Consider the following 24,098-nt stretch of genomic DNA (forward strand, 5'->3'; position numbering starts at 1 on the left):
TCACAGCATCATGGGGATTGAAACAGGCGGGTAGGGTCCCCAGATATCCTACTCAGAACAGGAGATGAACGAACGGTCGCCTAAGGTAGGGGCCAGTGTCATCTTGCAGTATAAGGAAAAGAGCATGTTAGAGCCTCTGAACGCATCCTACCCGGTATTGCCTTTGCGCGATATCGTGGTGTTCCCCCACATGATTGTACCGCTTTTCGTGGGCCGCGATAAATCTGTTCGCGCCCTTGAAGAAGTCATGGCCGATGACAAGCAGATCCTGCTGTCGAGCCAGATTGACCCCGGCGTGGATGACCCCGATTCCGACGGTATTTTCAACACCGGCGTCTTGGCGAATGTGTTGCAACTGCTGAAGCTGCCCGACGGTACCGTGAAGGTGTTGGTCGAGGGGCAGGCGCGGGTGCGCATCACTGAATACCTTGAAAACGATAGCTTCTTTGAAGCCTCTGCCGAATATCTGACGGAAGAGCCCGGTGACGAGACCACCACTCAGGCGCTGCTGAAATCCGTCGCCGAAGAATTTGAACGCTATTCCAAGGTCAAGAAGAACGTCCCCGAAGAAGCGCTGTCGGCGGTGACCGAAGCGTCCGAGCCTGCACGTCTGGCCGATCTGGTCGCGGGGCATCTCGGCATCGAGGTCGAGCAGAAACAAGACCTGCTTGAAACCCTGTCCGTCTCCGAGCGGCTCGAGAAAGTATACGGGCTTATGCAGGGCGAAATGTCCGTTCTGCAGGTCGAGAAAAAGATCAAGACCCGCGTCAAATCCCAGATGGAGAAGACGCAGCGCGAGTACTATCTGAACGAGCAGATGAAGGCCATTCAGAACGAGCTTGGCGATGGTGAAGACGGCAAGAATGAAGTCGCCGAACTGGAAGCCCGCATCGCGGACACCAAGCTGAGCAAAGAGGCCAAGGAAAAGGTCGACGCCGAGCTGAAGAAGCTCAAGAATATGTCGCCCATGTCTGCCGAAGCTACTGTTGTGCGCAACTACCTCGACTGGATCCTGTCGATCCCGTGGGGCGTGAAGTCGCGCACCAAAAAAGACCTCGCCAAGGCACAGCAGGTGCTGGATGATGATCACTATGGCCTTGAAAAGGTTAAAGAACGCATCGTCGAATATCTTGCCGTGCAGCAACGCTCCAGCAAGCTGAAAGGCCCGATCATGTGCCTTGTCGGCCCTCCCGGTGTGGGTAAAACATCGCTTGGGAAGTCTGTTGCCAAGGCGACGGGGCGCGAGTTTATTCGCATCTCGCTGGGGGGCGTGCGTGACGAATCCGAGATCCGCGGTCACCGCCGGACCTACATCGGCTCCATGCCCGGCAAGATCATTCAGGCGCTGAAAAAGGCGAAAACCACGAACCCGCTTATCTTGCTCGACGAAATCGACAAGATGGGTCAGGATTTCCGTGGCGACCCTGCGTCGGCCATGCTCGAGGTGCTTGATCCGGAACAGAACGGCACATTCGTCGACCACTACTTGGAAGTGGAATACGATCTGTCGAATGTCATGTTCCTGACCACGTCGAACAGCTACAACATGCCCGGGCCTTTGCTTGACCGGATGGAGATTATCCCCCTGTCGGGCTATACCGAGGATGAGAAGCGCGAGATCGCGAAACAGCACCTTGTGGCCAAGCAGGTCAAGAACCACGGTCTGAAGGCAAAGGAATTTGCCATTGAAGACAGTGCGTTGACCAGCATGATCCGCTACTACACCCGCGAGGCCGGCGTGCGGAACCTTGAGCGCGAGATCGCCAAGGTTGCGCGGAAATCGCTGACCAAGATCGTCAAGAAGGAAGCCGACGAGATCACCGTAACGGGCGACAACATCGAGGATTTCCTCGGCGTGAAAAAGCACCGCTACGGCTTGGCCGAGCTTGAGGATCAGATCGGTGTCGTAACCGGATTGGCCTATACCTCGGTCGGGGGCGAATTGTTGCAGATCGAAGCCCTGCGCCTGCCGGGTAAAGGTCGGATGAAAACCACCGGTAAGCTTGGCGATGTGATGAAGGAATCCATCGACGCGGCCAGCAGCTATGTGCGGTCGATCAGCCCCAAGATCGGGGTGAAGCCGCCCAAGTTCGACACGCTGGATATCCACGTCCACGTGCCCGATGGTGCGACGCCGAAAGACGGCCCCTCTGCCGGTCTGGCGATGGTGACATCAATCGTGTCGGTGCTGACCCAGATCCCCGTGCGCCGCGATATCGCGATGACGGGGGAGGTGTCCTTGCGCGGGAATGCGATGCCAATCGGCGGCTTGAAGGAAAAGCTGTTGGCGGCACTGCGTGGTGGGATCACAACGGTTCTCATCCCGACCGAGAACGAAAAGGACCTGCCGGATATCCCGGATAACGTGAAAGAAGGGTTGACCATCATTCCCGTCAAACACGTGTCCGAGGTGCTGAAACATGCGCTGGTCCGCGAGCCCGAAGCGATCGAATGGGATCAGGAGGCAGAAGATGCCGCCGCAGCCGCCGCGCTGGCCCGTCGCAATGCTGCAGGGGATAGCGCGACAGCGCATTAAGCAACGATCAAACCGACATCAGGCCGCCCTTCGGGGCGGCTTTTTTCGTGCGCACGTCCCCGATTTTCGCGCAGGGGTGCGTCATCCCCAAGCACCGCTGGATTTCCCCCGGTGGCCCCGCTAGGGTTTGATGAAACCTTCCCAACGGACGAGACGTCAAATGACCACGCCCAAGAAAACCACAACGCCTAAACCAGCCGCACCCGACACCGCCGCAGCACCTGCTGTGGTCGAAGCACCGCGCCCTGTGATCCTCGGCCCCGTGATGCGCAAGAAAGAGCTGATTGACACAGTCGTCGAAAGGTCGGGCGTGAAGAAGCGCGATGCGAAACCCGTCGTTGATGCCATGCTCGCCGTATTGGGCGAAGCACTGTCGGACAGCCGCGAGCTGAACCTGCTGCCATTCGGCAAGCTGAAAGTGATCAACGAGAAAGAGCTGAAAAACGGCAAGATGATCCGCGTCAAAGTGCGGCAAGTGACACAGGGGCAGGGCGGCGGCGATACCGCTGATCAACCCGACGACTGAGGGCGAAAATCGCTTAAAATTTTCGGCGCGAATGCATGACGCCCGCAGCAGCCCTTCACCTTGGTGAGGGGCTTTGTCGTATCAAGGGCTTCACCTTGCTGACGCCACGGGCCGCGCAGGCAATCCCTTGACATCAAACGCATAAAACCCCGTCGCCGTCGGCGCAGGTTGCGTTGAAAGAACTGAATTGTATTGGTGGAATGGTGGGTCGTGAGAGGCTCGAACTCCCGACATCTTCGGTGTAAACGAAGCGCTCTACCAACTGAGCTAACGACCCGGTAGCGCTCTACTACCCCAAGGTTCAGCCGGGGTTCAACCCCATTTTTGCCGCCCCGGTGATTATTTTCGATTTTTTTCTGACTGTGCCCCGGATTGGCGGGGATTCACACGGTAACAGTGCGTTTTCAAACGGTTTTGCTGCCTCCGGCAGATTACGACGGGGCGAATCCCTGCGCCTCCGTTACCCTTGGGGAAGTCACCGCGCTGAAATCGGCGGATGACCGATAGACGGGCTGTGTTTGGCGCGCTACTCAATGCACAGTCACGTAAAAGGTGGGAGTGCCTTTTGCATATATTCAGCAAGCCCTTGCAGCAGCAAGGCAGCGGGGCCGACCACAATTGCCGGCCCCATAGGAGGAGGAATTCATATGGCCGTTCAGATTGATCCGACCAGCTACCGTAACCTGGACATCAAGGCGCATGACGATGGCGTCTGGGTGGTGACCCTGAACCGTCCCACCAAACGGAATGCCCTGGACATCGACACGATCGAGGAGCTGGTCACCTTCTTTTCCGCCGCACCGCGCGCTGGTGTGCGTGCAGTGGTCCTAGCGGGCGCGGGGGATCACTTTTGCGCCGGGCTTGATCTGATCGAACACCATGACGAAGACCGCAGCCCCGCCGATTTCATGCACGTCTGTTTGCGGTGGCACGAGGCGTTCAACAAGATGGAATACGGCGGCGTGCCCGTGATTGCAGCATTGCAAGGGGCCGTTGTCGGCGGCGGGCTAGAGCTTGCCAGCTCTGCCCATGTGCGGGTGATGGACCAAAGCGCGTATTTCGCGCTTCCCGAAGGCCAGCGCGGGCTGTTCACCGGCGGGGGGGCTACGATCCGTGTGACCGATCTGGTCGGCAAGGCGCGGATGATCGACATGATGCTCACCGGGCGCGTCTATCAGGGGCAAGAGGCCGTCGATCTGGGCCTTGCGCAGTATATCGTCGAAGGGTCCAGCATGGACAAGGCGATGGAACTGGCGCGCAAGGCGGCGCAGAACCTGCCGCTGTCGAACTTCGCGATCTGTAGCGCGGTGAGCCATATGCAGAACATGTCGGCAATGGATGCCGCCTATGCCGAAGCCGTGGTCGCCGGTGTGGTCAATACGCAGCCTGACGCGCGCGCCCGCCTTGCGGCCTTTGCCGATAAAAGCGGCGCGCGGGTGCGGCCCAACGCGGAATAAGAACCGAAAGGATCACGCGCGGGTGCTGCGCGTGATCCCGCTTTCGCTGCGGCCTTCGGCATAGCGGGTCAGTCGTTGCGCCAGCAGCCCGACAGAGAGATGCAGCAGCACCGTCAAACAGGCGAGCATGATCAACGCGGCGAACATCAGGTCGATCTTGGCGCGGCCATTGGCCAGCAACATCAGATAGCCCAGCCCCTTTGACGCGCCGACCCATTCGCCAATCACCGCCCCGATCGGCGCATAGACCGCCGCCAGCCGCAGCCCCGTCGCAAGGCTTGGCAGCGCGTGGGGGATTTGTACGTAGCGCATGAACCGCAACGGTCGCGCGCCCATCGATTGCGCCAGATCGCGGTAGCCATCTGGCACGCGGGTCAGCCCGTCGTGAAAGGCGGATGTCACCGGGAAATAGATGATCAACACCGCCATCACGATCTTGGAGCCCATGCCATAGCCGAACCACAGCGTCAGTAACGGGGCCAGCGCGAAAACCGGCACGGCTTGGGTAAAGACCAGCAGCGGCAGCAGCAAACGCTCTGCCGTTTTGGACAGCGCCAGATGGATCGCGGTGACAGCCCCCAAGGCGGTGCCGATCAGCAGCCCCAGCAGCACCTCGACGGTGGTGACCCATGCGTTCTCGATCAGCGTCTCACGGGCGCGATATGCCGCCTGCGCCACGCGCCACGGCGAGGGCAGGATATAGTGCGGCGCGTCGGTCAGCAGCACTGCGGCCTGCCAAAGACCAAGCCCCAGCAGGATCGCTAGCGGTATGTCGTATCGCCTCATGCAGGCACCCCCCGAAGATGGGACAGCAGCGCGCTTTGGCAGGCCCAAACCTCGGGCGCGGTGACGGGGCGCGGCGCGGGAAGCGCGGGGACGGGCCAGCTTTGCACGCCGGCGGCAGAGAGGATCAGGATATGGTCGGCCAGCCGTGCCGCCTCTGCCGGATCATGGGTGACCAGCAGCACGGTCCGCCCGTGCAACAGCTCTGCCGCGAGCTCTTGCATCGCGGCGCGGGTGCCCGCATCCAGCGCCGAGAACGGCTCGTCCAGAAAGACCACCGCGCGATCCTCCAGCAAGGTCCGCGCCAGCGCTGCCCGCTGCCGCATCCCGCCCGACAAGGCGGCGGGTTTCTTATGGGCATGATCCTGCAGACCGACCCGCGCAAGCATGGCGGAGGCACGGTCCCTGTCAGGCGTGGTCCCACGCAGCCGGTCGCCGATCATGATGTTTTCGATCACCGTAAGCCAGGGTAACAGCAGGTCGGATTGCGCCATATAGCTGATCCGCCCCGCCAGCGGTTGCCCGTCAGAGGCGGTGATCGTGCCGTCAAACGCGCCGCCCGTCTCAAGCCCCAGCAGCAGCCGCAACACCGTGGATTTGCCCACCCCCGACGGGCCGAGCAAGCAGGTCCACGCCCCCGCGGCCAGGGTCATATCCACGTCAAACAGGGGGCGCGCGTCAATCCGGTGTTGTCCCGTCAGACGCAGCGCGGGCGGCGGGGTCATGGCAGGTCCAGCCCCATCTGCCAGAAGCCGACCTCTAGCCGTGTGGCCGTGGAAAAGCGGTTTTGCAGTGCCGCGCGACGGGGGGCGGTTTCAAGGTCACCGATCCGCCGCGCAACCGCCGCGTCGACCATCGCGCCCACCGTCTGGCATAGCGCCTGATAGTCGGGGTCGGCGTAGGTCTCGATCCACTCGGTATAGGGCGTGTCGGCGCTGCGGGTCTCGGCCAGGCGCTGCCCGATCTCCCCATAGCCCATGACGCAAGGCAGCAGTGCCGCCATCAGATCAAGGAAATCCCCCTGCATCCCGGCATCCAGCACATAGCGGGTATAGGCGAGGTTGGCGGGGGCTTCCGTCGCGGTGAAAAGCGCCGCTTCGTTGATACCCGCCGCAGCACAGGTGCGGATATGCAGCGCCATCTCGTGATTGACCAGCGCATCTACCGTGGCGGCGCAGGTCTTCATCTCTTCCATCGTTTCCGATTTGACCACCGCCATCGACCAAGCGCGAGAGAAATGCACAAGGAAAACATAGTCTTGGATCAAATAGTTCACAAAGCAACGGCGCGGCAGGCTGCCATCGCGCAGCCCTTCGACAAAGGCATGGTGGGTGTAGTCCTGCCAATCCTGTGCCGCAGCAGCACGCCACATTGCGAAGCTGCGGCCATAGTCCGGCGCGGTCATCGGGCGGTCACATCAATGGCGATGGTCGACACGGGCGAGATGTCGGGGATCAGGCCCGCGTCATGCAAGAACGTCTCGAATGTGGCGTAGCGTCCGGCATCCATCGCCGTGGGGCGCAGGGCGAAACGGGGCAGCGTGTCTTTCCACGCGCGGGCATTCAGCTCGTCCTGCAGATCGGCAGAGGTGGCGGCGAAAACCTCCCAGCTTTCCTCGGGGTGGTTCACGATATATTGCGTCGCTTTCTCGGTCGCGGCCAGAAACCGCGCGATCATGTCCTTGTCCATCGTGTCGCGGTTCGCGACGTAGATCAGCTCGTCATAGGGCGGCAGTCCCTCTTCCTCGACGTAGAAACAAGTGCCATCGACGCCTTCGATATCCATCTGGTTCAGTTCGAAATTGCGGAAGGCTCCGATGACCGCATCCACCTGACCGGACATCAACGACGGTGACAGCGACCAGTTGACGTTTACCAGCTCCACATCATCCAGTGACAGCCCGTGATGGGTCAGGATCGCGCCAAGCACGGCCTCTTCGACACCGCCGACTGAGAATCCGACCTTTTTGCCTGCCAGATCCGCAGGAGAGGCGATGGGACCATCGGTCAGCGCCAGCAGGCAGTTCAGCGGCGTGGCCACCAGCGTGCCGACCCGTTGCAGGGGCAGGCCTTCGTGGATTTGCAGGTGCAACTGCGGCTGATAGGAAATCGCAAGATCCGCCTTGCCTGCGGCGACCAGTTTCGGCGGGTCAGAAGGATCGGCGGGGGCGATGACCTCTACGCTCAGGTCCTGTTCGGCGAAGTACCCTTTTTCCTGTGCCACGATGATCGGCCCGTGGTCGGGGTTCACGAACCAGTCCAGCAGCAAGACCATCTCGTCCTGCGCCAGCGCCGGGCCAGAGGTCAGCGCCAGCGCGGCCAGAATGTTACGAAGTTTCATCGGTTTGTCCTTTCAACGGGGAAGGCTCGCCCATGGCGAGCAGGGTAATGGGGCCATGCCAGTAGCTGGCCAGATGGGTCGCCGCCTGCCACGCGCGCAGGCCCGAACGGCAGGCGATCACCGCGCGGGGCTGATGTGTGGGGCGGGGAGCGTTGCGGAGGAAATCGGGCAGGGTGATGCGCCGCGCTGTGGGTGTCGCGGCTGTGGGGGCCTCATCCGGCCCACGCAGATCGACGACCCAATCGCTTGCGCGGATCTGCGAGGGCGCGACAAATCCGAAACCGTGGTCAGGCTCCGGCGCGGTATCAAATCGGAAGCCGCCAAAACGATAGGAGGCAAGATCAAAGCTGATCAATTGCCCCAAAGGGGACGGCGACAGTCCAAGGAGGCAGGCCAGCGCCATCTGTGCTTGTGCGGCACCGATCGTGGCGACAACCGGCCCCATCACCCCCGCCGTGTCACAGCTAGCCGCGCGGTCCGGCAGATCGGGGAATACCGCCCGCAGCGACGGCGCGCCGCCGCAGAACCCGCCAACATAGCCGCCAAACCCAAGGGCCGAGGCGCTGATCAGGGGCAGGTTCGCATGCAGGCAATGATCCGACAGCACATAGCTTGCTGCGAAGCTGTCGGCGCAATCCAGTACGAGCGTCGCATCATGGCACAGCTTTGCCACGGTATCCGGCCCAAGGGTCACGGGGTGGGCCACCACGGTACACGCGCTGTTGCGCGCGGTTAGGGCGCGGGCGGCGGCGGTGACCTTGGGCGTGCCGATATCGGCTTCGGTAAAGAGCGTCTGGCGGTGCAGGTTCGACAGGGCCACGTCATCACCGTCCACCAGCGTGACATGCCCCACACCGGCCCCCGCCAGCAGGGGCAGTACCGGCGCCGCCAGCCCGCCCGCGCCGACCACCACCACCCGCGCCGCCGCCAGCGTCTCTTGGCCCGATGGGCCGACCTGCGGCAGGATCATCTGGCGGGCGTAGCGGGTCATCGGGTTGCCCCCAGCCATGCAGTGACGCGATCCTCGGGCGAGGGGTTCAGGGTGATGTCGGTCACCGCCGCGACGCAATCGGCACCGGCGTCAAAGGCACCCGCCGCGCGGTCGACCGACATGCCCCCGATGGCCACAAGCGGGGTCTGCCCCACGCGTTCACGCCAGTCGCGCAGACGGTCCAGCCCCTGCGCATGCCACTTCATCTGCTTCAGGATCGTCGGGTAGATCGGGCCGAGGGCGATATAATCGGGGCGCAGGTCCAGGGCGCGGGTCAGTTCGGCCTTGTCGTGGGTGCTGATGCCCAGACGTGCGCCCGCATTGCGGATGGCGGTGAGGTCGGCGCTGTCCAGATCCTCTTGTCCCAGATGGATAAAATCACACCCTTCGTCGAGCGCGATACGCCAGTGATCGTTGATTACAAGGGTACAGTCGTGTTTGGCGCAGATCGCCTTGGCCTGCCGGATGTCGCGCCGCAGGGCAGGGGTGGGCGTGTCCTTGATCCGCAGTTGCCCCAGTTTGATGCCAAGGGGCACCAGCCGCTCCAACCAGGCGGCGCTGTCGAAGATCGGGTAGAAACGGTCCAGGGTCATTCCAGAAACGCCTTTCCGATCAGGGGGGTAGAGGGCGCGGCCATATCGCGGGGCGGCATCGGGTCCGCATCAGCCGCAAGCTGTCCGGCGCGGATCGCGGTGGCAAAGGCCTCGGCCATGGCGGCGGGATCACCGGCTTTGGCGACAGCGGTGTTCAGCAGCACCGCGTCAAACCCCAGTTCCATCGCCTGTGCGGCGTGCGAGGGCAGGCCGATGCCCGCGTCGATCACCAGCGGCACGTCGGGAAAATGCGCCCGCATGGCGCGCAGCCCGAAAAGGTTGTTCAGCCCCATCCCAGACCCGATGGGCGCGCCCCAGGGCATCAGCACCTCGCAGCCCGCCCGCAGCAATCTATCCGCGACCACAAGGTCTTCGGTGGTGTAGGGAAAGACCTGAAACCCGTCCTCGCTCAGGATGCGGGCGGCCTCGACCAGACCGAAGACATCTGGCTGCAACGTGTCCTCCTCGCCGATGACCTCGAGCTTGATCCAGCGCGTGTCGAACACCTCGCGGGCCATATGGGCGGTGGTGACGGCCTCTTTCACGCTGTGACATCCGGCGGTGTTGGGCAGCACATGGACGTCAAGCGCGCGGATCAGTTCCCAGAAGTCCTGACCGGCGCGATCCCGCCCGCTTTCGCGCCGCAGCGAGACCGTCGCCACCGCCGCCCCGCTGCGCGCAAAGGCGTCTGACAGCACCTTGGGCGAGGGGTATTGCGCGGTGCCCAGCATCAGACCATTGGCAAGGGTTTCTCCGTAAAAGGGGCGCATCTCAGCCTCCTTGCATGGGGGCGAGCACTTCGATGCTGTCGCCGGAGGACAGGGGGTGGCTGGCCCGCAGGCTGGCGGGGATAAAGCTGCCGTTGACGGCGGTCGCGACTTTCGCGCCGCCGAATCCTTCGGCCTCTAGCAGGGCGGCAAGCGTGGGCGCGTCGCTGTCGAGCGGGGCACCGTTAAGCTGTAGTTTCATGGAAAATCTCCGGTGTTTTGGCGTCAAGGATCAGGTCCGCCACCATGGTCGCCAGCGCGGGGGCGAGCAGGAAACCGTGGCGATACAGACCGTTGGCGCGGATCAGATTGCCCTGCCGTTCGATGCGCGGCAGGTTGTCGGGGAAGGCGGGGCGGCTGTCGACGCCGATCTCTAGGATCTCGGCCTCGCCAAAGGCGGGAGACAGTGCGTAGGCCGCGCTCAGCAGTTCAAGCACGGACCGCACGCTGGCATGGGCACCGGCGCGGCCTTCGACCATCGTGGCCCCGAGCATGTAGATCCCGTCACCGCGCGGCACGAGGTAGATCGGCACACGTGGGTGCAGCACGCGGATGGGGCGGGTGATCTCGATGTCGGGGCAGGACAGCAGCGCCATTTCCCCTTTCACGCCGCGCAACTCAGGCAGATCTGCGCGCGCGTGATAGCCGCGGCAATCAATGACGATGCCACCGTGCGCCAGCGCGTCGGGGTCGGCCTCGTCTTGTTCGAAACTGGCCCCATCGGCCACCAGCCCGCGCCACAGCTCTGCCAGCGCAATGCGGGGCGACAGATGGGCCTCGGTCTGGAAATAGAGCCCTTTGGCAAAGCGGTCGCCAAGGTCGGGTTCAAGCGCCGCGATCCCTGCGCCCGTCAGGGTTTGGTGGCTTGTGGTCCGGCGGGCAAAGCGGGTCAGATCGCTGCTGTCCCGCGCCGGAGAGATCACAAGCGACCCGCGTCGGTGCAGCGATGTGGTGTGCTGGCCCCACCAATCTGCCGCTTGCTGGCCCAGCCGGATCACCGGTTCTTCGGCGCTTTCGCCTTCGCAAAACGGGGCAAGCATGCCGCCAGCCCACCAAGAACACCCTTGCGGGCCGGGCTGGCGGGCACGGTCGATCAGATGCACGCGCATCCCGCGATCCAGCAAGACACGCGCGGTACACAGCCCCGCAACGCCCGCGCCGATGATGGTGACCTGCGTCATGACCAGACCGCGTGGAAGTGATGCACCGGACCGTGGCCCGTGCCGATCTCAAGTTGATCCGCGGCGATGATGGCGCGGTGCAGATAGTCATGGGCGGCCTGTACCGCCGCGCCAAGGGGGTTGCCGTGGGCCAACCCCGCGGCGATGGCCGCGGCGTAGGTGCATCCCGTCCCGTGGGTATTGCGCGTGTCGATGCGCGGCGCGCTAAGCCATGTGACACGCTCTGCGGTGACCAGCGCGTCGCTACAGATATTACCCGCGCTATGGCCGCCCTTCATCAGCACTGCCTTCGGCCCCATTTCCAGCAACGCGCGGGCCTGCGTGACCATCTGGTCGGCGCTGTCGGCCTCGGGCTGGTTCAACAGGCGGGCGGCTTCGGGCAGGTTGGGGGTCAGCAGATCGGCGCGCGGCAGGATATCCGCGACCAACGCTGCGACGGCGTCTTCTTGCAACAGCGCATCGCCGGATTTTGCGATCATCACCGGATCGACCACGATGGCCCCCCGAAACGCGGAGAGCGCAGCGGCCACCGCCTGAATAATCTGCGGAGAAAACAACATGCCCAGTTTGATCGACTGCACCGAAAGATCGGACAGCACCGCATCGATCTGGGCCGCGACGATGGGGGCGGGGATCTCGTGTACCGCGCTGACGCTGCGCGTGTTCTGCGCGGTCACGGCGGTGATCACGCTGGCGGCATAGACACCATTGGCCGACATCGCCTTGATATCGGCCTGAATACCGGCACCGCCGCCGCTGTCGGATCCGGCGATGGTCAGGGAAATGGGGGTCGTCTTGGTCACAGGCTCGCCTTTCGGTGGTGGGCAAGCAGACGCAAGAATGAGCTTTGTGGCGTGGACCCAAGGCCGTTGCACAAAGATACCCGTTCCCTACGCCGGTATTGCCCGGATCAGGTTCGACGGGTCGGTGCACGCACCTCTCAGCCCCCTAGGGCACCCCGACGGATAGATGTTGGAACTGCGGCCCCCCGTGGGGGCGTGCAGCGTCGTTGCTTTAGGCGTAGCCAAGTTCGGCAAACGGTGCAAGCCGCAAAATATTCAACCAAAGGTGGCGATATTTTGGGCAAAACGGGTGCGGTTTGGACAGCTCTCCTGACGCTTGTCAGCCGAAACAACGCCTCGTAACCCAAAGCAACGTAACGTCACATTTCCCATATTCTGCGGTGTTAACCCTTTGGCATCAGCAAACTAGGGGTGATCGCGCAAAGACCCCGCGTGGCTGCGGTATCAAGTTCTGTTCTGCGGTATTGGCATCGAAATATCTTGCCCCTAGGCTGATTGACAGATTGAGTCGGATACCCTCGGGAGGAGGGGGCCGACACTCGGGGGGATGCGTTTTCTGGCCCGTTTTACGGGTCATTCCGGACGCGTCGCGACAAGCATTGGGAGGTGCTGCGTGACATCTGCAAAGATCACATCTGCGTCCTGCGCATGGGCATCCGCAGCTTTTGCGGTGCCCGTGATCCTGCGATCCCGAACAATCCAAAGATGTACAACAGGGAGAGAGACCACATGAAGAATATGACACGTTTTGCCAAGGCCGCTGTCGGGTCCTTTGCGGTATCCATGGCGCTTTCGGGCGTCGCGATGGCGCAGGAGTATGAGTGGCCGCGCATGCTCGTGATTGCCACGCCGGGCACGTCGACAGGCAGCTTTGCCTCGACCAACGGTTGGGGGCCTGCGTTGCAAAAGGAAACCGGCACCACCGTGCGGATCGTTCCCGAAGACAGCGAGCCCATGCGCTACAAACGTTTGACCGACCGCGAAGACATCGCGATCGCGTCGGTTTCCGCGTCGGAAATGGCGCTGCAAGCGGAAGGGGTCGGCGGCTACGCCTCGGCGAAACCCATGCCGCAGCGGATCTTGTGGCACCACAACGACACGCCTTGGGGCTTTGTTGTGGCTGGCGATTCCGAGCTTCAAAGCCTTGAAGATATTGGGAAAGGCGGCGTGCGCGTCACCTCGGGCGTGTTCTCGCCCGCGATTGTCTCTGCGATCACCCAGGCCCTGCCTGCCTTTATCGGCATGACGCCCGAAGAAGCACAGGAAAAGATCGAATTCGTCCCGGCCTCCAGCTACGGTGAAAACTGTCGTTCGGTTGTCGAGGGGAAGTCCGATGTGGCCTATTGCTCGCCGATCTCTTCCGTTCTGTCCGAAATGGAAGGCGCACCGGGTGGCATTCGCTGGCTGCCGATGGACCCCGCCAACAAAGAAGGCTGGGACGGCTACCTCAGCTACCGCCCCATGACGATCCCCTCGACCATCTCTATGGGGGTGAGCACCGCCAAGGGTGTCGAATCCATGACGTCGAACTTCGTCTATGCCGTGCCGGTCACCGCAGAAGAGGATTTCGTCTATAACATGGCGAAGTGGATGAATGAATCCCACGACAACTACAAAGGATCGCACGCGCTGGCGACCCGCATGTCGCTGGAGCATTTCCGCAACTTCTTGGATGCCAACCCGATCCCTGTGCACGAAGGCACGGTGAAATACCTGCGTGAAATCGGGGCGTGGACCGAAGAAGACGATGCCTGGAACAACGAGGCCATCGAGAAGATGGACGCGTGGATCGCGGCACGCAACGCCGGCATGAAAGAGGCGATGGAGCAGGGCGTCGAGATGAATTTCGAGAACCAGGAGTATCTCGACATTCTGGCCAAGCACACCGACGGGCTGGAGCCGTTCCGCTCGCGTCTGTAACGCCGCGCCGGACCGTCATCGACGGCATAAGACAGGACGGAGCACAACGTGCTCCGTCCTCCTAAGACACTGCCACAGCGCCCTTATTTTCAGGATCATCCATGTCAGCAACACAACACCCTCCGGCGGCTGAAACGGCTGTCGAACCCTCGTCCGAGACGACGCGACTGGGGGGATTATTCTCGTTCACCAGCATCGCTTTTGTGCTGCTGTGTACCTTTGGCCTCGGGATGGGGCTGGCCTATGTATTCGGCGTTCCCATCGGCGGGCGGCGTCTGATCGAGGGGCAGTACTACTGGGTCTTCATCGGCACCTTCCTTGCGGCGGCGTTCATCGCGCTGCCAGCGGTGAAATCGCACACCCATGTGCCGATCTATGACATCGTGGCGGCCGCCTTGGGCTTTGGCATCTGCATGTGGTTCTCCATGTATGCATGGGAGATCGTGCAGGCGGGCTGGACCAATTTCTACGCGGGTGTCGTGCTTTGGCTGCTGATGCTTGAAATCGCGCGCCGGTCGGGGGGCATCCCTTTCTTGCTCGTGGTGCTGGTGCTGGGGCTGTATCCGCTGGTGGCCGATTACTTCCCCGGCTTGCTGATGGGCATCCCTTATACGTTTGAACGCATGATAGAGGCGCATGTCTTCCGCACCGAAGGGTTGATGGGCATCACCACCAAGATCGTGGCCGAGATCGTGCTGGGCTTTCTGGTCTTTGCGGGCGTGCTGATCGCTACGGGGGCAGGGCAGTTCTTTATCGATCTGGCCAATGCGGGCTTTGGCAAGTACCGCGGCGGTCCAGCGAAAGTATCGATCGTGGCCAGCGCCTTTTTCGGGTCGCTGTCGGGGTCGATTTTCTCGAACATCGCGGGCACCGGGTCGATCACCATTCCGACTATGAAAAAAGTCGGCTACCCGCCCCATTACGCTGGCGCGATCGAGGCCTGTGCCTCGACCGGCGGGGTGGTGATGCCGCCGGTGATGGGGGCGATTGCCTTTGTCATGGCGATCACCATCGGTGTGGATTACGCGACCGTGATGGTGGCCGCTATCCTGCCGTCGGCGTTGTTCTACTTTGGCCTGATCCTGCAAGTCGACGCCTATGCCGCGCGCAAGGGGCTGGTGGGGATGAAACCCGAAAACCTGCCCTCGGCCCGCGAGGTGATGAAGCGCGGCTGGCCCTTCCTGCTGGTCATGATCTTTCTGGTCTGGGGCCTGCTGTATATGCGGTGGGAATATTACGCCCCGTGGTACGCCAGTGCGCTGATGATCGCGCTGAGCTTCCTGCAACGCGAGACCATGATGACACCTGCGCGCATCTTTGAAACCCTGCGTCAGGTGGGTACGCTGGTCACACAGACCGCAGCGATCATCCTGCCGATCGCCTTTGTGGTCAGCGCCTTGACCATCACCGGTGTGACAGGGTCGATGACCTCTGGGCTGGTCGCTTTGGGCGGGGATAACGTCTATCTCGTGATCGCGCTTGGGGTTTTGGCCTGCTTTATCATGGGCATGGCGGGGCTTGCGATTGTGGCCTACATCTTCCTTGCAGTGACGCTGGCGCCCGCGATCATCGAAATCGGCGGGTTGAACACGGTCGCGGTGCACTTTTTCATCGTCTACTACGCGATGCTGTCGGTGATCACGCCTCCGGTAGGGGCTGCGGCGTTTCTGGCGGCGACGATTGCGGGGGCCAAGCCTATGCTGACCTCCTTCACCGCGATGCGGTTGGGGGTGGTGATCTACTTTGTGCCGCTGTTCTTCCTGTTCCAGCCTGCGCTGGTGCTGCAGGGCGATCTGACGCCGCTGATCTATGTGCTGCCGTCGATCATCATCGGCATCACGCTGCTGTCCGGCGGGCTTGAGGGCTATCTGCTGGGCGTCGGTATGGTGCGGCCCTGGTTGCGTTTGCCCCTGGGGATCGCGGGCTTTGCCTTCAGCTTTCCGGGGCTGACGACGACGCTGGTCGCGGGGGTCGCCTCGGCCGTGCTTGTCGCGGTGATCTGGCGTGACAACCGCAACGGCGTGGTTGCGGTCCCTTAAGATTGGGCGCGCGGGGACATCCCCGCGCGCCGCAGTTCATGACGTTTGCGAAGGGCGCAGCTGTGCCGTCCCCAAGGCGCTCAGCGCCAGCATCAGCGCCGCGGTGCCAAGACACAGCGCCAGCCCCCCCAGTTGATAGGTGAAGCCTGACAAAAGCGTGCCTACCAACCGACCGGCCGCATTGGACATATAGTAGAACCCCACATCCATCGTGACCCGCTTTGCATCCGTGAAACTGAGGATCAGATAGGAATGAAGCGCCGAATTCACCGCGAAAATCGCCCCGAACACCAGCAAGCCAATGACAATCGTCACCGTCAGCGCGGGGGACGGCGCAGGCGTGATCCAGACCAGCGCGGCCAGCAGGGCAGGCACGACCACCAGCGCAAGGTTCCAGTGGCGGGCCTGCGCGAGCGTGTCGCCCTCGGTCCGGCCGGTGGCCCGCAGTATCTTCGGGGCCCAGCCTTGCACGGCCCCATAGAGGATCGTCCACACCGCCATAAAGCTGCCGATCATAAAGAAAGCCTCCCGCTTGCTTTCGACGCTGCCATCGGAGAGCACGGCGTAGAAATAGATCGGGATGCCCACGACAAACCACACATCGCGCGCCCCGAACAGAAACAGCCGCGCGGCGCTGAGCCAGTTGATATTGCGGTTTTTGGACAGGACTTCGGTGAACTTGGCATCCTTGCGCCCCACGGGCAGGCCCGCGGGCATACCGATGATGACGCCGATCAGGATCACAAACAGGATCGCCGCCATCACCAGCGTCGACGGCACAAACCCCAGCAGCGCCAGCATCCCCGCACCCAGCAGAAAGCCAGCGCCCTTGACCGCGTTCTTCGATCCGGTGAGCAGTGCGACCCAGCGGAACAAGCCGCCCCCTGTGGTGGGGGCCAGCAGCTTGACCGCGGATTTAGAACTCATCTTGGCCAGATCCTTGGCCACGCCCGACAGCCCCTGCACCAGCATGACAAAGACGACCGAGGCGGCGACGCTCCATACCGGATCAAGCTGTGTCAGCGCCAGCAGCGCGACCACTTGCAACGACAGCCCCGCATAGAGCGTCGAGGTCAGCCCGAAGCGCGCCGCGATCCAGCCCGCCGACAGGTTGGTGACCACGCCCGCGATCTCGTAGAGCACAAACAGATAGGCCAGCTGTACCGGAGAGAACCCGAGCGTGTGAAAATGCAGCAGCACCAGCATCCGCAGCGCGCCGTCGGTCAGCATAAAGGCCCAATAGGCGGCGGTGACAGTGATATAGGCGGTAAAACCGGCAGGGCGTGTCACAGCTGGCCGCCCACCATCAGCGCCACATCCACCAGACGGTACGCATAGCCCATTTCATTGTCATACCACGCATAGACTTTGACCTGTGTGCCATTCACCACCATCGTCGATGGCGCATCCACGATCCCGCTGCGGGTGTCATTGGTGTAATCCGACGACACAAGCGGGCGTTCCTCAAAGCCCAGAATACCCTTTAACGGCCCCTCGGCGGCGGTTTTGAACAGGGCGTTGACCTCTTCCACACTCGTCTCACGCTCCAGCTCGAACACGCAATCGGTGATCGACGCATTCAGGAGGGGCACCCGCACGGCGTGGCCGTTCAGCTTGCCGGTCAGCTCCGGATAGATCAGCGTGATCGCCGTGGCCGACCCGGTGGTGGTGGGGATCAGGTTGGTCAGCGCCGATCGGGCGCGGCGCATGTCCTTGGCGGGGCGGTCCACGATGGTTTGCGTGTTGGTCACGTCATGGATCGTGGTGATCGACCCGTGTTTGATCCCGATCCCTTCCAGCAGGACTTTGACGACGGGGGCAAGGCAGTTGGTGGTGCAGCTCGCCGCGGTGACGATGCTGTGCGTGGCTGGATCATAGGTGTCGTCGTTCACGCCATAGACGATATTCGCCGTCGGCCCGTCCTTGACGGGGGCAGAGACAACAACCTTTTTCACGCCCGCCTCGAAATAGGGGGCAAGCTTGGCCTCTGTCTTGAACGCACCGGTGCAGTCGATCACCACATCCACCCCCTCCAGCGGCAGGTCTGTGATCGATTTGGTGCTGGTCACGGGGATACGCGTGCCATCGATGGTGATCGCATGATCTTCTGCGCTGAAGGTCGCAGGCCAGCGCCCGTGAACGGAATCAAATTCGAGCAGATGGGCGTGCATCTCGGGGTCGCCAACGGCGTCGTTGATAAAGGCGATCTTGGCCCCCTGTTCCAGCAAGGGCCGCAGGGCGAGTTTTCCGATGCGGCCAAGGCCGTTCAAAGCATAGGTTGTCATGGTGGTTTATCCTGTGGTCACTGGGTCGGCCCCGATGGCATCGACCCGTTTTTGCAATGCAGCGCGGTCCAGCGCTTCGAAAGGCAGGGCGGTAAAGGCCAGCAGCCGGTTGTGCAGCGCGCCATATGTCTGTTGGAAGGCCAGCCGGCGTTCCGCTTCTGTCCCTTCGGCTTTGACGGGATCGGGCATGCCCCAATGCCCCGACACAGGCTGGCCGGGCCAGGTGGGACATTCCTCGTTTGCGGCGTGGTCACAGACGGTAAAGACGAAATCCATCTGCGGCGCATCGGCGGTCTGGAATTCAGAGATATGTTTGGACCGCAGCGCATCGATGCTGTGGCCCTTGGCGTGCAGCATCTCGACCGCAAGGGGGTTAAGCTCGGACCGGGGCAGGGTGCCCGCGGAATAGGCGGTGAACCGGTCGCCCGCCATGTCCCGCAGGATCGTCTCTGCAAAGATGGAACGGGCGGAGTTGCCGGTACATACGAAAAGCACGTTGAACTTTGTCTGGGTCATCATCTGCGTCCTGTTAATGAGGTCAGAGAACGGGGGCGGGCAGAGATCAGCGCGCCCCCGACAACAATCCACGAACAACCCCGATACGACCTCGCCCGCTGCATCAAGGTTGATGGTATACAAGAGCCGCGTCCCGTCGCGCCGCTGCGAGATCAGCCCGACTTGCGTCAGCGCCGACAGATATACCGATGCCGTGCTGGATTTCAGGGCCAACACCTGCGTGATTTCCCCCGCAGGCAAGGCATCCGGATAGCGCCGCATCAGCAGCCGAAACACGGCCAGCCGCTGCGGGTGGCTCAGGGTGGCGAGCCGGTCTGTGAGTAGTGATTCCATATTTCATGAATATGTGAATTACACATTGAGCGTCAACAGCTCTATTCGATCCCGCCAAAGGTTTTTTGCCGCGGGGGTGCGTTTTGGGTGACGTGGCGTTTCAGGGGCAGGGTGTCTTGCGCGCCCTTGGCTTTGCGGGCATCGATTGGGAAACAGCGCGCCCGCGCGCGGTGACAGACGTATAAAGGACCCGACATGACAGATGTGACCCTGGCCGAGGTATTGGCCACAGCAGAGCAGGACGGCACCGCGCCGCGCTATCAGGTGCCAGAGAACTGGGCGCAGGGGCGTACGGCCTTTGGCGGATTTACCGGTGCCTTGCTGGTCAATGCGGCCCGTCGGGACCGCCCCGATCTGCCCGCGCTGCGGTCGGCGCTGATCAATTTTACCGCGCCCGTGTCGCAGCCGCCCACGATCCATGCCGAGGTGCTGCGCGAAGGGCGCAACATCACCACCATCGCCACCCGCGCTGAAATCGACGGCAAGGTCGCGGCAACGGGCACGTTTTCCTTCGGCCATGCGCAGGAAAGCCAATTGAGCGTAGGCCATACCGCGCCCGCCGCCCCCCAAGGGCCGGACGACACGCCCTCTTATTTCCCGCCCGCGCTGAAACGCCCGCCGGTACGGTTCTTTGTCAACTTCGAGGTCAAGCTGATCGAGGGCAGCCTGCCGTTCTCCGGTGCGGATCGCGGCTATGTCCGGATCTGGGCGCGGCACCGCGATCCGGCGATGTGGGGGACGCTCGAGGGGCTGATCGCCATTGGCGACGTGCTGCCCCCCGCCGCCTTCCCGATGATGACGCGGCCGGGGCCGAACTCGTCAATGAACTGGATCATCAACCTGCTGTCCGATCACGCCAACACCCGCGACGGCTGGTATATGATGGAGACACAGCTGACGGCGGGCAACGGCGGTTACAGCTCTCAGGTCATGCGGGTCTGGAATACAGATGGGGATATGGTCGCAGACGGCATGCAGTCGGTGATCATCTTCGCCTAAGCGCGAGCCGAGGCGCGACACGAAAAAGCCCGGCCCGAGGATATCAGGCCGGGCTTTTGCACGTGTCAGGGGCGGATCTACTGCGCCGCGATCTTGGCCGATCTGGACGCGGGCTTGGCCGGTGCCACATGCATGCCGAGCCGTTGCAGCAGGTCGTTGTCCTTCCACGTGGCCGGGTTTTCGGTGGTCAGCAGCTGGTTGCCCACAAAGATCGAATTCGCACCCGCCAGAAAGCACAGCGATTGCAGCTCGTCGCTCATCCCCGTGCGGCCTGCGGAGAGACGCACGACCGAGGCGGGCATCAGGATACGCGCCAAGGCGACCAGCCGGACCAGCGCAAAAGGGTCGACCTTTTCGGATTTTCCCTGAACCGGCACGCCTTTGACCGCGTTCCACAGGTTCACCGGCACACTGTCTGGGTGGCTGGGCAGCGTGGCGAGGGTGACCAGCATGCTGATCCGGTCCGCCTCTGCCTCGCCCATCCCAAGGATACCGCCGCAGCAGACCTTGATCCCGCCCTTGCGCACATGTTCCACCGTTTCAAGGCGGTCTTCCATCGTGCGGGTCGAGGCGATCTCGGCGTAATACTCGGGCGAGGTATCGATGTTGTGGTTGTAGAAATCGAGCCCGGCATCCTTGAGCTTGGTCACCTGCTCGGGCGACAGCATCCCCAGCGTCATGCAGGTCTCTAGCCCCAGATCGGCCACGCCGCGCACCATATCGGTCAGCTTGTCCATGTCGCGGTCCTTGGGGCTGCGCCATGCAGCCCCCATGCAGAACCGCTGCGCGCCCGCATCCTTGGCGCGTTTGGCAGCGGCGATGACCTCTTCCGCGCCCATCAGCTTGGTCGCTTTGACGCCGGTGTCGTAATGCGCCGATTGCGAACAATAGCCGCAATCCTCGGGGCAGCCGCCGGTCTTGATGCTCAGCAGGCTGGCGGTTTCGATCGCCGTGGGGTCGAAATGCGCACGGTGCAGCGTTTGCGCCTGATGGATCAGGTCGGGGAAGGGCAGCGCGTGGATCGCTGCCGCTTCGTCAAGGGTCCAGTCCGTGCGGATCATTGATCACGCCCTTTCAGCCGCGACAGGCCCGACAGCAGTGTCGCCACCAGCAGCACCTTGACCACATCGCCCAGCAGGAAGGGGGTCAGCCCTGCGGCCAGCAGCTTGGGTGCGGGCACGAACAGCGCCAGCCACGCCAGACCACCGGCATAGACCACGGTCAGCCCCGCCAGCATCGCCAGCACGCGCCCGATCCAGCCGCGCCCCATCGCCAGCCAGCCGGTCAGACCCGCCGCCACAAGATAGCCCAGCAGATAGCCGCCCGTCGGCCCGACCATATAGCTGAGCCCGATGCCGCGTTCAGGCGTGCCGGAGAACACCGGAAGCCCCGCTGCACCGGCCCCAAGATAGGCCGCCATGGCCGCCAGCCCCAGACGCGGGCCAAGGGTGAGGGCGACAAGAAAGACCGACAGCGTGTGCAGGGTCATGGGCACGGGCCAGAACGGGATCTGGACCTTGGCCCCCAACGTGATCAGCGCGGCACCGGCCAGCGCGAGGCCAAGCCCCTGCGCGAAGGACGGGTTACGGGGTAGGGATGTAATCGCAAGTGCCATCTGGTTTCCTCCGAGTGATAGCTTTCAAGGTCTACCCCAGTAGGACGAAGGACGCGCCTTCTGACAATTCAGATTATAGATAATTATCTGAAAAACTCGGAAGTGCCTGAACCGATTTGATTTTTTAGGGTGCGACTGCGCTTGCCGATCCACCCCACATGGCGCGAGAGCGTGGTGGAGGCCAGATCCACCTGACCTTTGCGCAGCGCGTCGAGGATCAGACGGTGGTCGTGATCGGTGCGGGCTTCCCAATTTGTCCGCCACGCCCGCAGAATGAACCGCGCGCTTGCCGCTTGCAGGTCGTCGATCGACCGCATCAGCCGCGGCATCTGGCAGGGTTCAAGAATTAATCTGTGAAAACAGCGGTTTGCTTCTTCCCATTCATGTACATTCTGGGCGCTGTCGCCTTGCAGGTTGGCCTTATGCGCCTTGGCGAGGATATCGGGCGTCAGGTTGGGGGCGGCGTGCCGCAGGGCGAGCGCTTCGAGGCTGGCGCGCATTTCGGCGACTTCCCGAAGCTCTGCCATATCGAAGAAAGTGACGCGAAATCCGCGTCTTGGCAGGCTTTCTGCAAGTGATTGTGTCTCTAGCAGGCGGAAGGCTTCGCGCACGGGCACATGGCTTGCGCCGAATTCCTGCGCGATGTGGTCTTGCCGCAACCGCGCGCCCGGGGCCAACTGCCCCGAGATGATGCGGTCGGCCAATATGCGCGCGATCCGGGCGGAGTGGGTCTCTGATCTAGGTTGGGTCATGGATTATAGATAGTTTTGGCCGCCCCGCTTGTCGAGCGGGTAAACTCAGATCGCCCGCAGCAGCAATCCGCCCGCCAACAGGGCCACACCAAGCCCCGCGGCAAGCTCGATCAGGGCGGCGATCTGGGCTGCACGGGGGGTACTGGCCCACCCGGCAAGCACGCCGCCGCGCAACGCACCTGCACCCAGACCCACGGCGATGGTAATGGTCGCGGTGCCAAAGGCCATCGCGAAAGCACCAGCAATCCCGACGCCCGCGATCCCCATCTGAAGCGTGATGATCAGCACGAACAACGCCCCCGTACAGGGCCGCACCGCGATAGATCCGATCAGCAGCAGCGTCTCGCGCAGGGTGGTTGCCTGTCGAACCTGTTCAGCGGTGGGGCCATGCGCATGGCCACAGGTGGCGCAGATACCTTCATGGTCGTGCTGGTGATGGTGGTGATGATCTTGCGGCGCGGGAAGCGTCGCGCGGAAATGGCGTAGGCCCCGCCAGAACAGCCACAGCCCCACACAGCCAATCGCGCCATAGCTGACGGGGGCCATAATCGCCTCTGTCAGCGAAATCATACGCTCGCGCCCCAAGTGCAACAGGCTCACGCCGGTATAGACCAGAGCCACCGCCGTCACGGCCTGACCCAGCGACGACAGCAGCGCAATCACCGACAGGCGCAGCATCGGCACAGCCTTGGCCGCGCCATAGCCGCCGATCAACACCTTGCCGTGACCGGGGCCTGCGGCATGCACGACACCATAGGCGAAACAGGCGGAAAGCAGGGCGGTTACCGCCTCTGGCTGGCCCGCACGCACAGCACGCAGCGAGAGGGCGATGCTGTTTTGAAACGCGCGTTGATGCGCCGCAGCCCATTGCGCCAGCCGATCAAAGCCGCCGGTCCACCACAGCGCGGCAAGGGCGATGACCACGCCCAAGGCGATCACGGTCAGGGCGCGGCGCATGTCACATTCACCGTGGGGGCCATTTGCGCGCCGATATCCGGCAGACCCGCTTCGGAAGGATCGGTCTGGGCATCCAGCTGGGCAAGCTGTTGTTGCAGCGCCTCCATCGTGGCGGTGACATCGGGCATGGCGACGCGGGCGCGACAGGTCGGCGCGCGCGTGGTGTCTATTGCGGTCGTGATATCATAGGCGGTGTAATAGGTCGCATCATAGGGTTTGATCGTGATCGCTGTCCCCGCGGGAACTGCGGTTTCCAGCGCACGGGTGTGCATCGTGGTGATCTGTCCGTTGTCAAACTGCGTCGCAATCTTGGTCGGGCCGGACAGCGCGATGGGGTTCGCCTCGGCGCTGAGGACCAGATCGCCGTTGAACCCGTCGACCCACTGCATGTCAAAGCCGTTCAGCGTCGCAAGCTCCGTTTTCGTGAGCGCCCCGTCGCCGTCGGCATCAAGGCCCATATCCTCGGTCACCAGCAAGGAATAGAGCGCGTCATATTGCCAGGTCACCCGCACATGGGTCAGTTGCCCTTGATCGTCGGCCACAAGCGAGAGCTGCGTGTCGATAAACACATGGGGGTGCGCGGCCAGCGGCGCGGCCCAGAGGGTGAGAACAAAGGGGGCAAACTGTCGGATCATAGGGGTGTGATACAAGTCTTGGACAGGGGGCGCAATTGCGCGGGCGGCGGATCGGCGCGCTTCCACTCGG

General features: G+C 62.7%; 24 protein-coding genes, 1 tRNA gene and 1 riboswitch. Of the genes, 6 read left to right on the forward strand and 19 right to left on the reverse strand.

Going from position 1 to position 24,098, the window contains the following annotated elements; all coding sequences use genetic code 11:
- Positions 1-124: 124 nt before the first annotated feature.
- Both lon and B4F27_RS04535 read left to right on the forward strand, forming a co-directional pair.
- Entirely contained in the window at positions 125-2,536 is a 2,412-nt protein-coding gene (lon, locus tag B4F27_RS04530) for an endopeptidase La (protein WP_005853049.1), read from the forward strand.
- A gap of 160 nt (positions 2,537-2,696) precedes the next feature.
- A complete protein-coding gene (locus B4F27_RS04535) occupies positions 2,697-3,062 on the forward strand; it encodes an HU family DNA-binding protein (protein ID WP_064216976.1) in 366 nt (121 codons plus the stop codon).
- Between the two features lie 201 nt (positions 3,063-3,263).
- Here the strand turns inward: B4F27_RS04535 and B4F27_RS04540 are convergent.
- Positions 3,264-3,339: transfer RNA gene (locus B4F27_RS04540), tRNA-Val, on the reverse strand.
- Positions 3,340-3,709: 370 nt separating this feature from the next.
- On the opposite strand from B4F27_RS04540, the gene B4F27_RS04545 reads away from it, so the two are divergent.
- Positions 3,710-4,519 (forward strand): crotonase/enoyl-CoA hydratase family protein, encoded by an 810-nt coding sequence (locus B4F27_RS04545; RefSeq protein WP_009826810.1) that lies wholly within the window; start codon positions 3,710-3,712, stop codon positions 4,517-4,519.
- A gap of 12 nt (positions 4,520-4,531) precedes the next feature.
- Here the strand turns inward: B4F27_RS04545 and B4F27_RS04550 are convergent, their stop codons facing one another.
- From B4F27_RS04550 to thiD, 10 genes are read right to left on the reverse strand one after another with little or no spacing between them, the layout of a single operon-like run.
- Positions 4,532-5,305: an ABC transporter permease gene (locus B4F27_RS04550; protein WP_132996723.1), complete on the reverse strand. Its 774-nt coding sequence runs from the start codon at positions 5,303-5,305 to the stop codon at positions 4,532-4,534.
- A complete protein-coding gene (locus B4F27_RS04555; protein ID WP_286758979.1) occupies positions 5,302-6,027 on the reverse strand; it encodes an ABC transporter ATP-binding protein in 726 nt (241 codons plus the stop codon). The genes B4F27_RS04550 and B4F27_RS04555 overlap by 4 nt, the downstream gene beginning before the upstream one ends.
- A complete protein-coding gene (gene tenA / locus B4F27_RS04560; protein WP_286758980.1) occupies positions 6,024-6,707 on the reverse strand; it encodes a thiaminase II in 684 nt (227 codons plus the stop codon). The genes B4F27_RS04555 and tenA overlap by 4 nt, the downstream gene beginning before the upstream one ends.
- Complete coding sequence (locus tag B4F27_RS04565) at positions 6,704-7,642, reverse strand: ABC transporter substrate-binding protein (RefSeq protein WP_005853063.1); 939 nt, start codon at positions 7,640-7,642, stop codon at positions 6,704-6,706. Before B4F27_RS04565 ends, tenA begins: the two co-directional genes overlap by 4 nt.
- Positions 7,629-8,651, reverse strand: coding sequence for a ThiF family adenylyltransferase (locus B4F27_RS04570; RefSeq protein WP_286758981.1), 1,023 nt, complete (start codon positions 8,649-8,651; stop codon positions 7,629-7,631). The genes B4F27_RS04565 and B4F27_RS04570 overlap by 14 nt, the downstream gene beginning before the upstream one ends.
- Complete coding sequence (locus tag B4F27_RS04575) at positions 8,630-9,226, reverse strand: thiamine phosphate synthase (RefSeq protein WP_286758982.1); 597 nt, start codon at positions 9,224-9,226, stop codon at positions 8,630-8,632. Before B4F27_RS04575 ends, B4F27_RS04570 begins: the two co-directional genes overlap by 22 nt.
- Complete coding sequence (locus tag B4F27_RS04580; RefSeq protein ID WP_009826816.1) at positions 9,223-9,996, reverse strand: thiazole synthase; 774 nt, start codon at positions 9,994-9,996, stop codon at positions 9,223-9,225. The genes B4F27_RS04575 and B4F27_RS04580 overlap by 4 nt, the downstream gene beginning before the upstream one ends.
- A 1-nt stretch (position 9,997) precedes the next feature.
- A complete protein-coding gene (thiS, locus tag B4F27_RS04585; RefSeq protein ID WP_005853074.1) occupies positions 9,998-10,195 on the reverse strand; it encodes a sulfur carrier protein ThiS in 198 nt (65 codons plus the stop codon).
- Entirely contained in the window at positions 10,179-11,174 is a 996-nt protein-coding gene (locus B4F27_RS04590; protein WP_286758983.1) for an FAD-dependent oxidoreductase, read from the reverse strand. Before B4F27_RS04590 ends, thiS begins: the two co-directional genes overlap by 17 nt.
- Positions 11,171-11,977 carry a bifunctional hydroxymethylpyrimidine kinase/phosphomethylpyrimidine kinase gene (gene thiD / locus B4F27_RS04595; protein WP_286758984.1) on the reverse strand — a complete coding sequence of 269 codons (807 nt, stop codon included), beginning with the start codon at positions 11,975-11,977 and terminating at the stop codon, positions 11,171-11,173. The genes B4F27_RS04590 and thiD overlap by 4 nt, the downstream gene beginning before the upstream one ends.
- Positions 11,978-12,044: 67 nt before the next feature.
- Positions 12,045-12,145: riboswitch (TPP riboswitch) on the reverse strand.
- 561 nt (positions 12,146-12,706) lie between these two features.
- On the opposite strand from thiD, the gene B4F27_RS04600 reads away from it, so the two are divergent.
- Together B4F27_RS04600 and B4F27_RS04605 are read left to right on the forward strand one after the other, a co-directional pair.
- Complete coding sequence (locus tag B4F27_RS04600) at positions 12,707-13,897, forward strand: TAXI family TRAP transporter solute-binding subunit (RefSeq protein ID WP_286758985.1); 1,191 nt, start codon at positions 12,707-12,709, stop codon at positions 13,895-13,897.
- A 101-nt stretch (positions 13,898-13,998) separates the two neighbouring features.
- Positions 13,999-15,936: a TRAP transporter permease gene (locus B4F27_RS04605; protein WP_286758986.1), complete on the forward strand. Its 1,938-nt coding sequence runs from the start codon at positions 13,999-14,001 to the stop codon at positions 15,934-15,936.
- Between the two features lie 36 nt (positions 15,937-15,972).
- On the opposite strand, the gene arsJ is transcribed toward B4F27_RS04605, so the two are convergent.
- The 3 genes from arsJ to B4F27_RS04620 are packed head-to-tail and all read right to left on the reverse strand — an operon-like array spanning position 15,973 to position 19,070.
- On the reverse strand, positions 15,973-17,226 hold the full coding sequence (arsJ, locus tag B4F27_RS04610; RefSeq protein ID WP_286758987.1) for an organoarsenical effux MFS transporter ArsJ: 1,254 nt from the start codon (positions 17,224-17,226) through the stop codon (positions 15,973-15,975).
- Positions 17,223-18,221 carry an ArsJ-associated glyceraldehyde-3-phosphate dehydrogenase gene (locus B4F27_RS04615; RefSeq protein WP_286758988.1) on the reverse strand — a complete coding sequence of 333 codons (999 nt, stop codon included), beginning with the start codon at positions 18,219-18,221 and terminating at the stop codon, positions 17,223-17,225. The genes arsJ and B4F27_RS04615 overlap by 4 nt, the downstream gene beginning before the upstream one ends.
- Before the next feature lie 6 nt (positions 18,222-18,227).
- Positions 18,228-19,070, reverse strand: a complete 843-nt coding sequence (locus tag B4F27_RS04620; RefSeq protein WP_286758989.1) for a helix-turn-helix domain-containing protein — start codon at positions 19,068-19,070, stop codon at positions 18,228-18,230.
- A gap of 195 nt (positions 19,071-19,265) precedes the next feature.
- Between B4F27_RS04620 and B4F27_RS04625 the strand changes: the two genes are divergently transcribed.
- Positions 19,266-20,069, forward strand: coding sequence for a thioesterase family protein (locus tag B4F27_RS04625; RefSeq protein ID WP_037944080.1), 804 nt, complete (start codon positions 19,266-19,268; stop codon positions 20,067-20,069).
- A 77-nt stretch (positions 20,070-20,146) separates the two neighbouring features.
- Here the strand turns inward: B4F27_RS04625 and bioB are convergent, their stop codons facing one another.
- From bioB to B4F27_RS04650, 5 genes are all read right to left on the reverse strand, one after another.
- A complete protein-coding gene (gene bioB / locus B4F27_RS04630; RefSeq protein WP_005853096.1) occupies positions 20,147-21,130 on the reverse strand; it encodes a biotin synthase BioB in 984 nt (327 codons plus the stop codon).
- Positions 21,127-21,684: a biotin transporter BioY gene (locus tag B4F27_RS04635; protein ID WP_005853098.1), complete on the reverse strand. Its 558-nt coding sequence runs from the start codon at positions 21,682-21,684 to the stop codon at positions 21,127-21,129. Before B4F27_RS04635 ends, bioB begins: the two co-directional genes overlap by 4 nt.
- Positions 21,685-21,767: 83 nt before the next feature.
- On the reverse strand, positions 21,768-22,436 hold the full coding sequence (locus B4F27_RS04640; RefSeq protein WP_286758990.1) for a GntR family transcriptional regulator: 669 nt from the start codon (positions 22,434-22,436) through the stop codon (positions 21,768-21,770).
- Positions 22,437-22,481: 45 nt separating this feature from the next.
- Entirely contained in the window at positions 22,482-23,393 is a 912-nt protein-coding gene (locus tag B4F27_RS04645; RefSeq protein ID WP_286758991.1) for a nickel/cobalt transporter, read from the reverse strand.
- A complete protein-coding gene (locus tag B4F27_RS04650) occupies positions 23,378-24,028 on the reverse strand; it encodes a DUF1007 family protein (protein ID WP_286758992.1) in 651 nt (216 codons plus the stop codon). The genes B4F27_RS04645 and B4F27_RS04650 overlap by 16 nt, the downstream gene beginning before the upstream one ends.
- Positions 24,029-24,098: the final 70 nt, after the last annotated feature.

Source organism: Sulfitobacter sp. UBA1132, assembly GCF_002311545.1.
Lineage (GTDB): Bacteria > Pseudomonadota > Alphaproteobacteria > Rhodobacterales > Rhodobacteraceae > Sulfitobacter > Sulfitobacter pontiacus.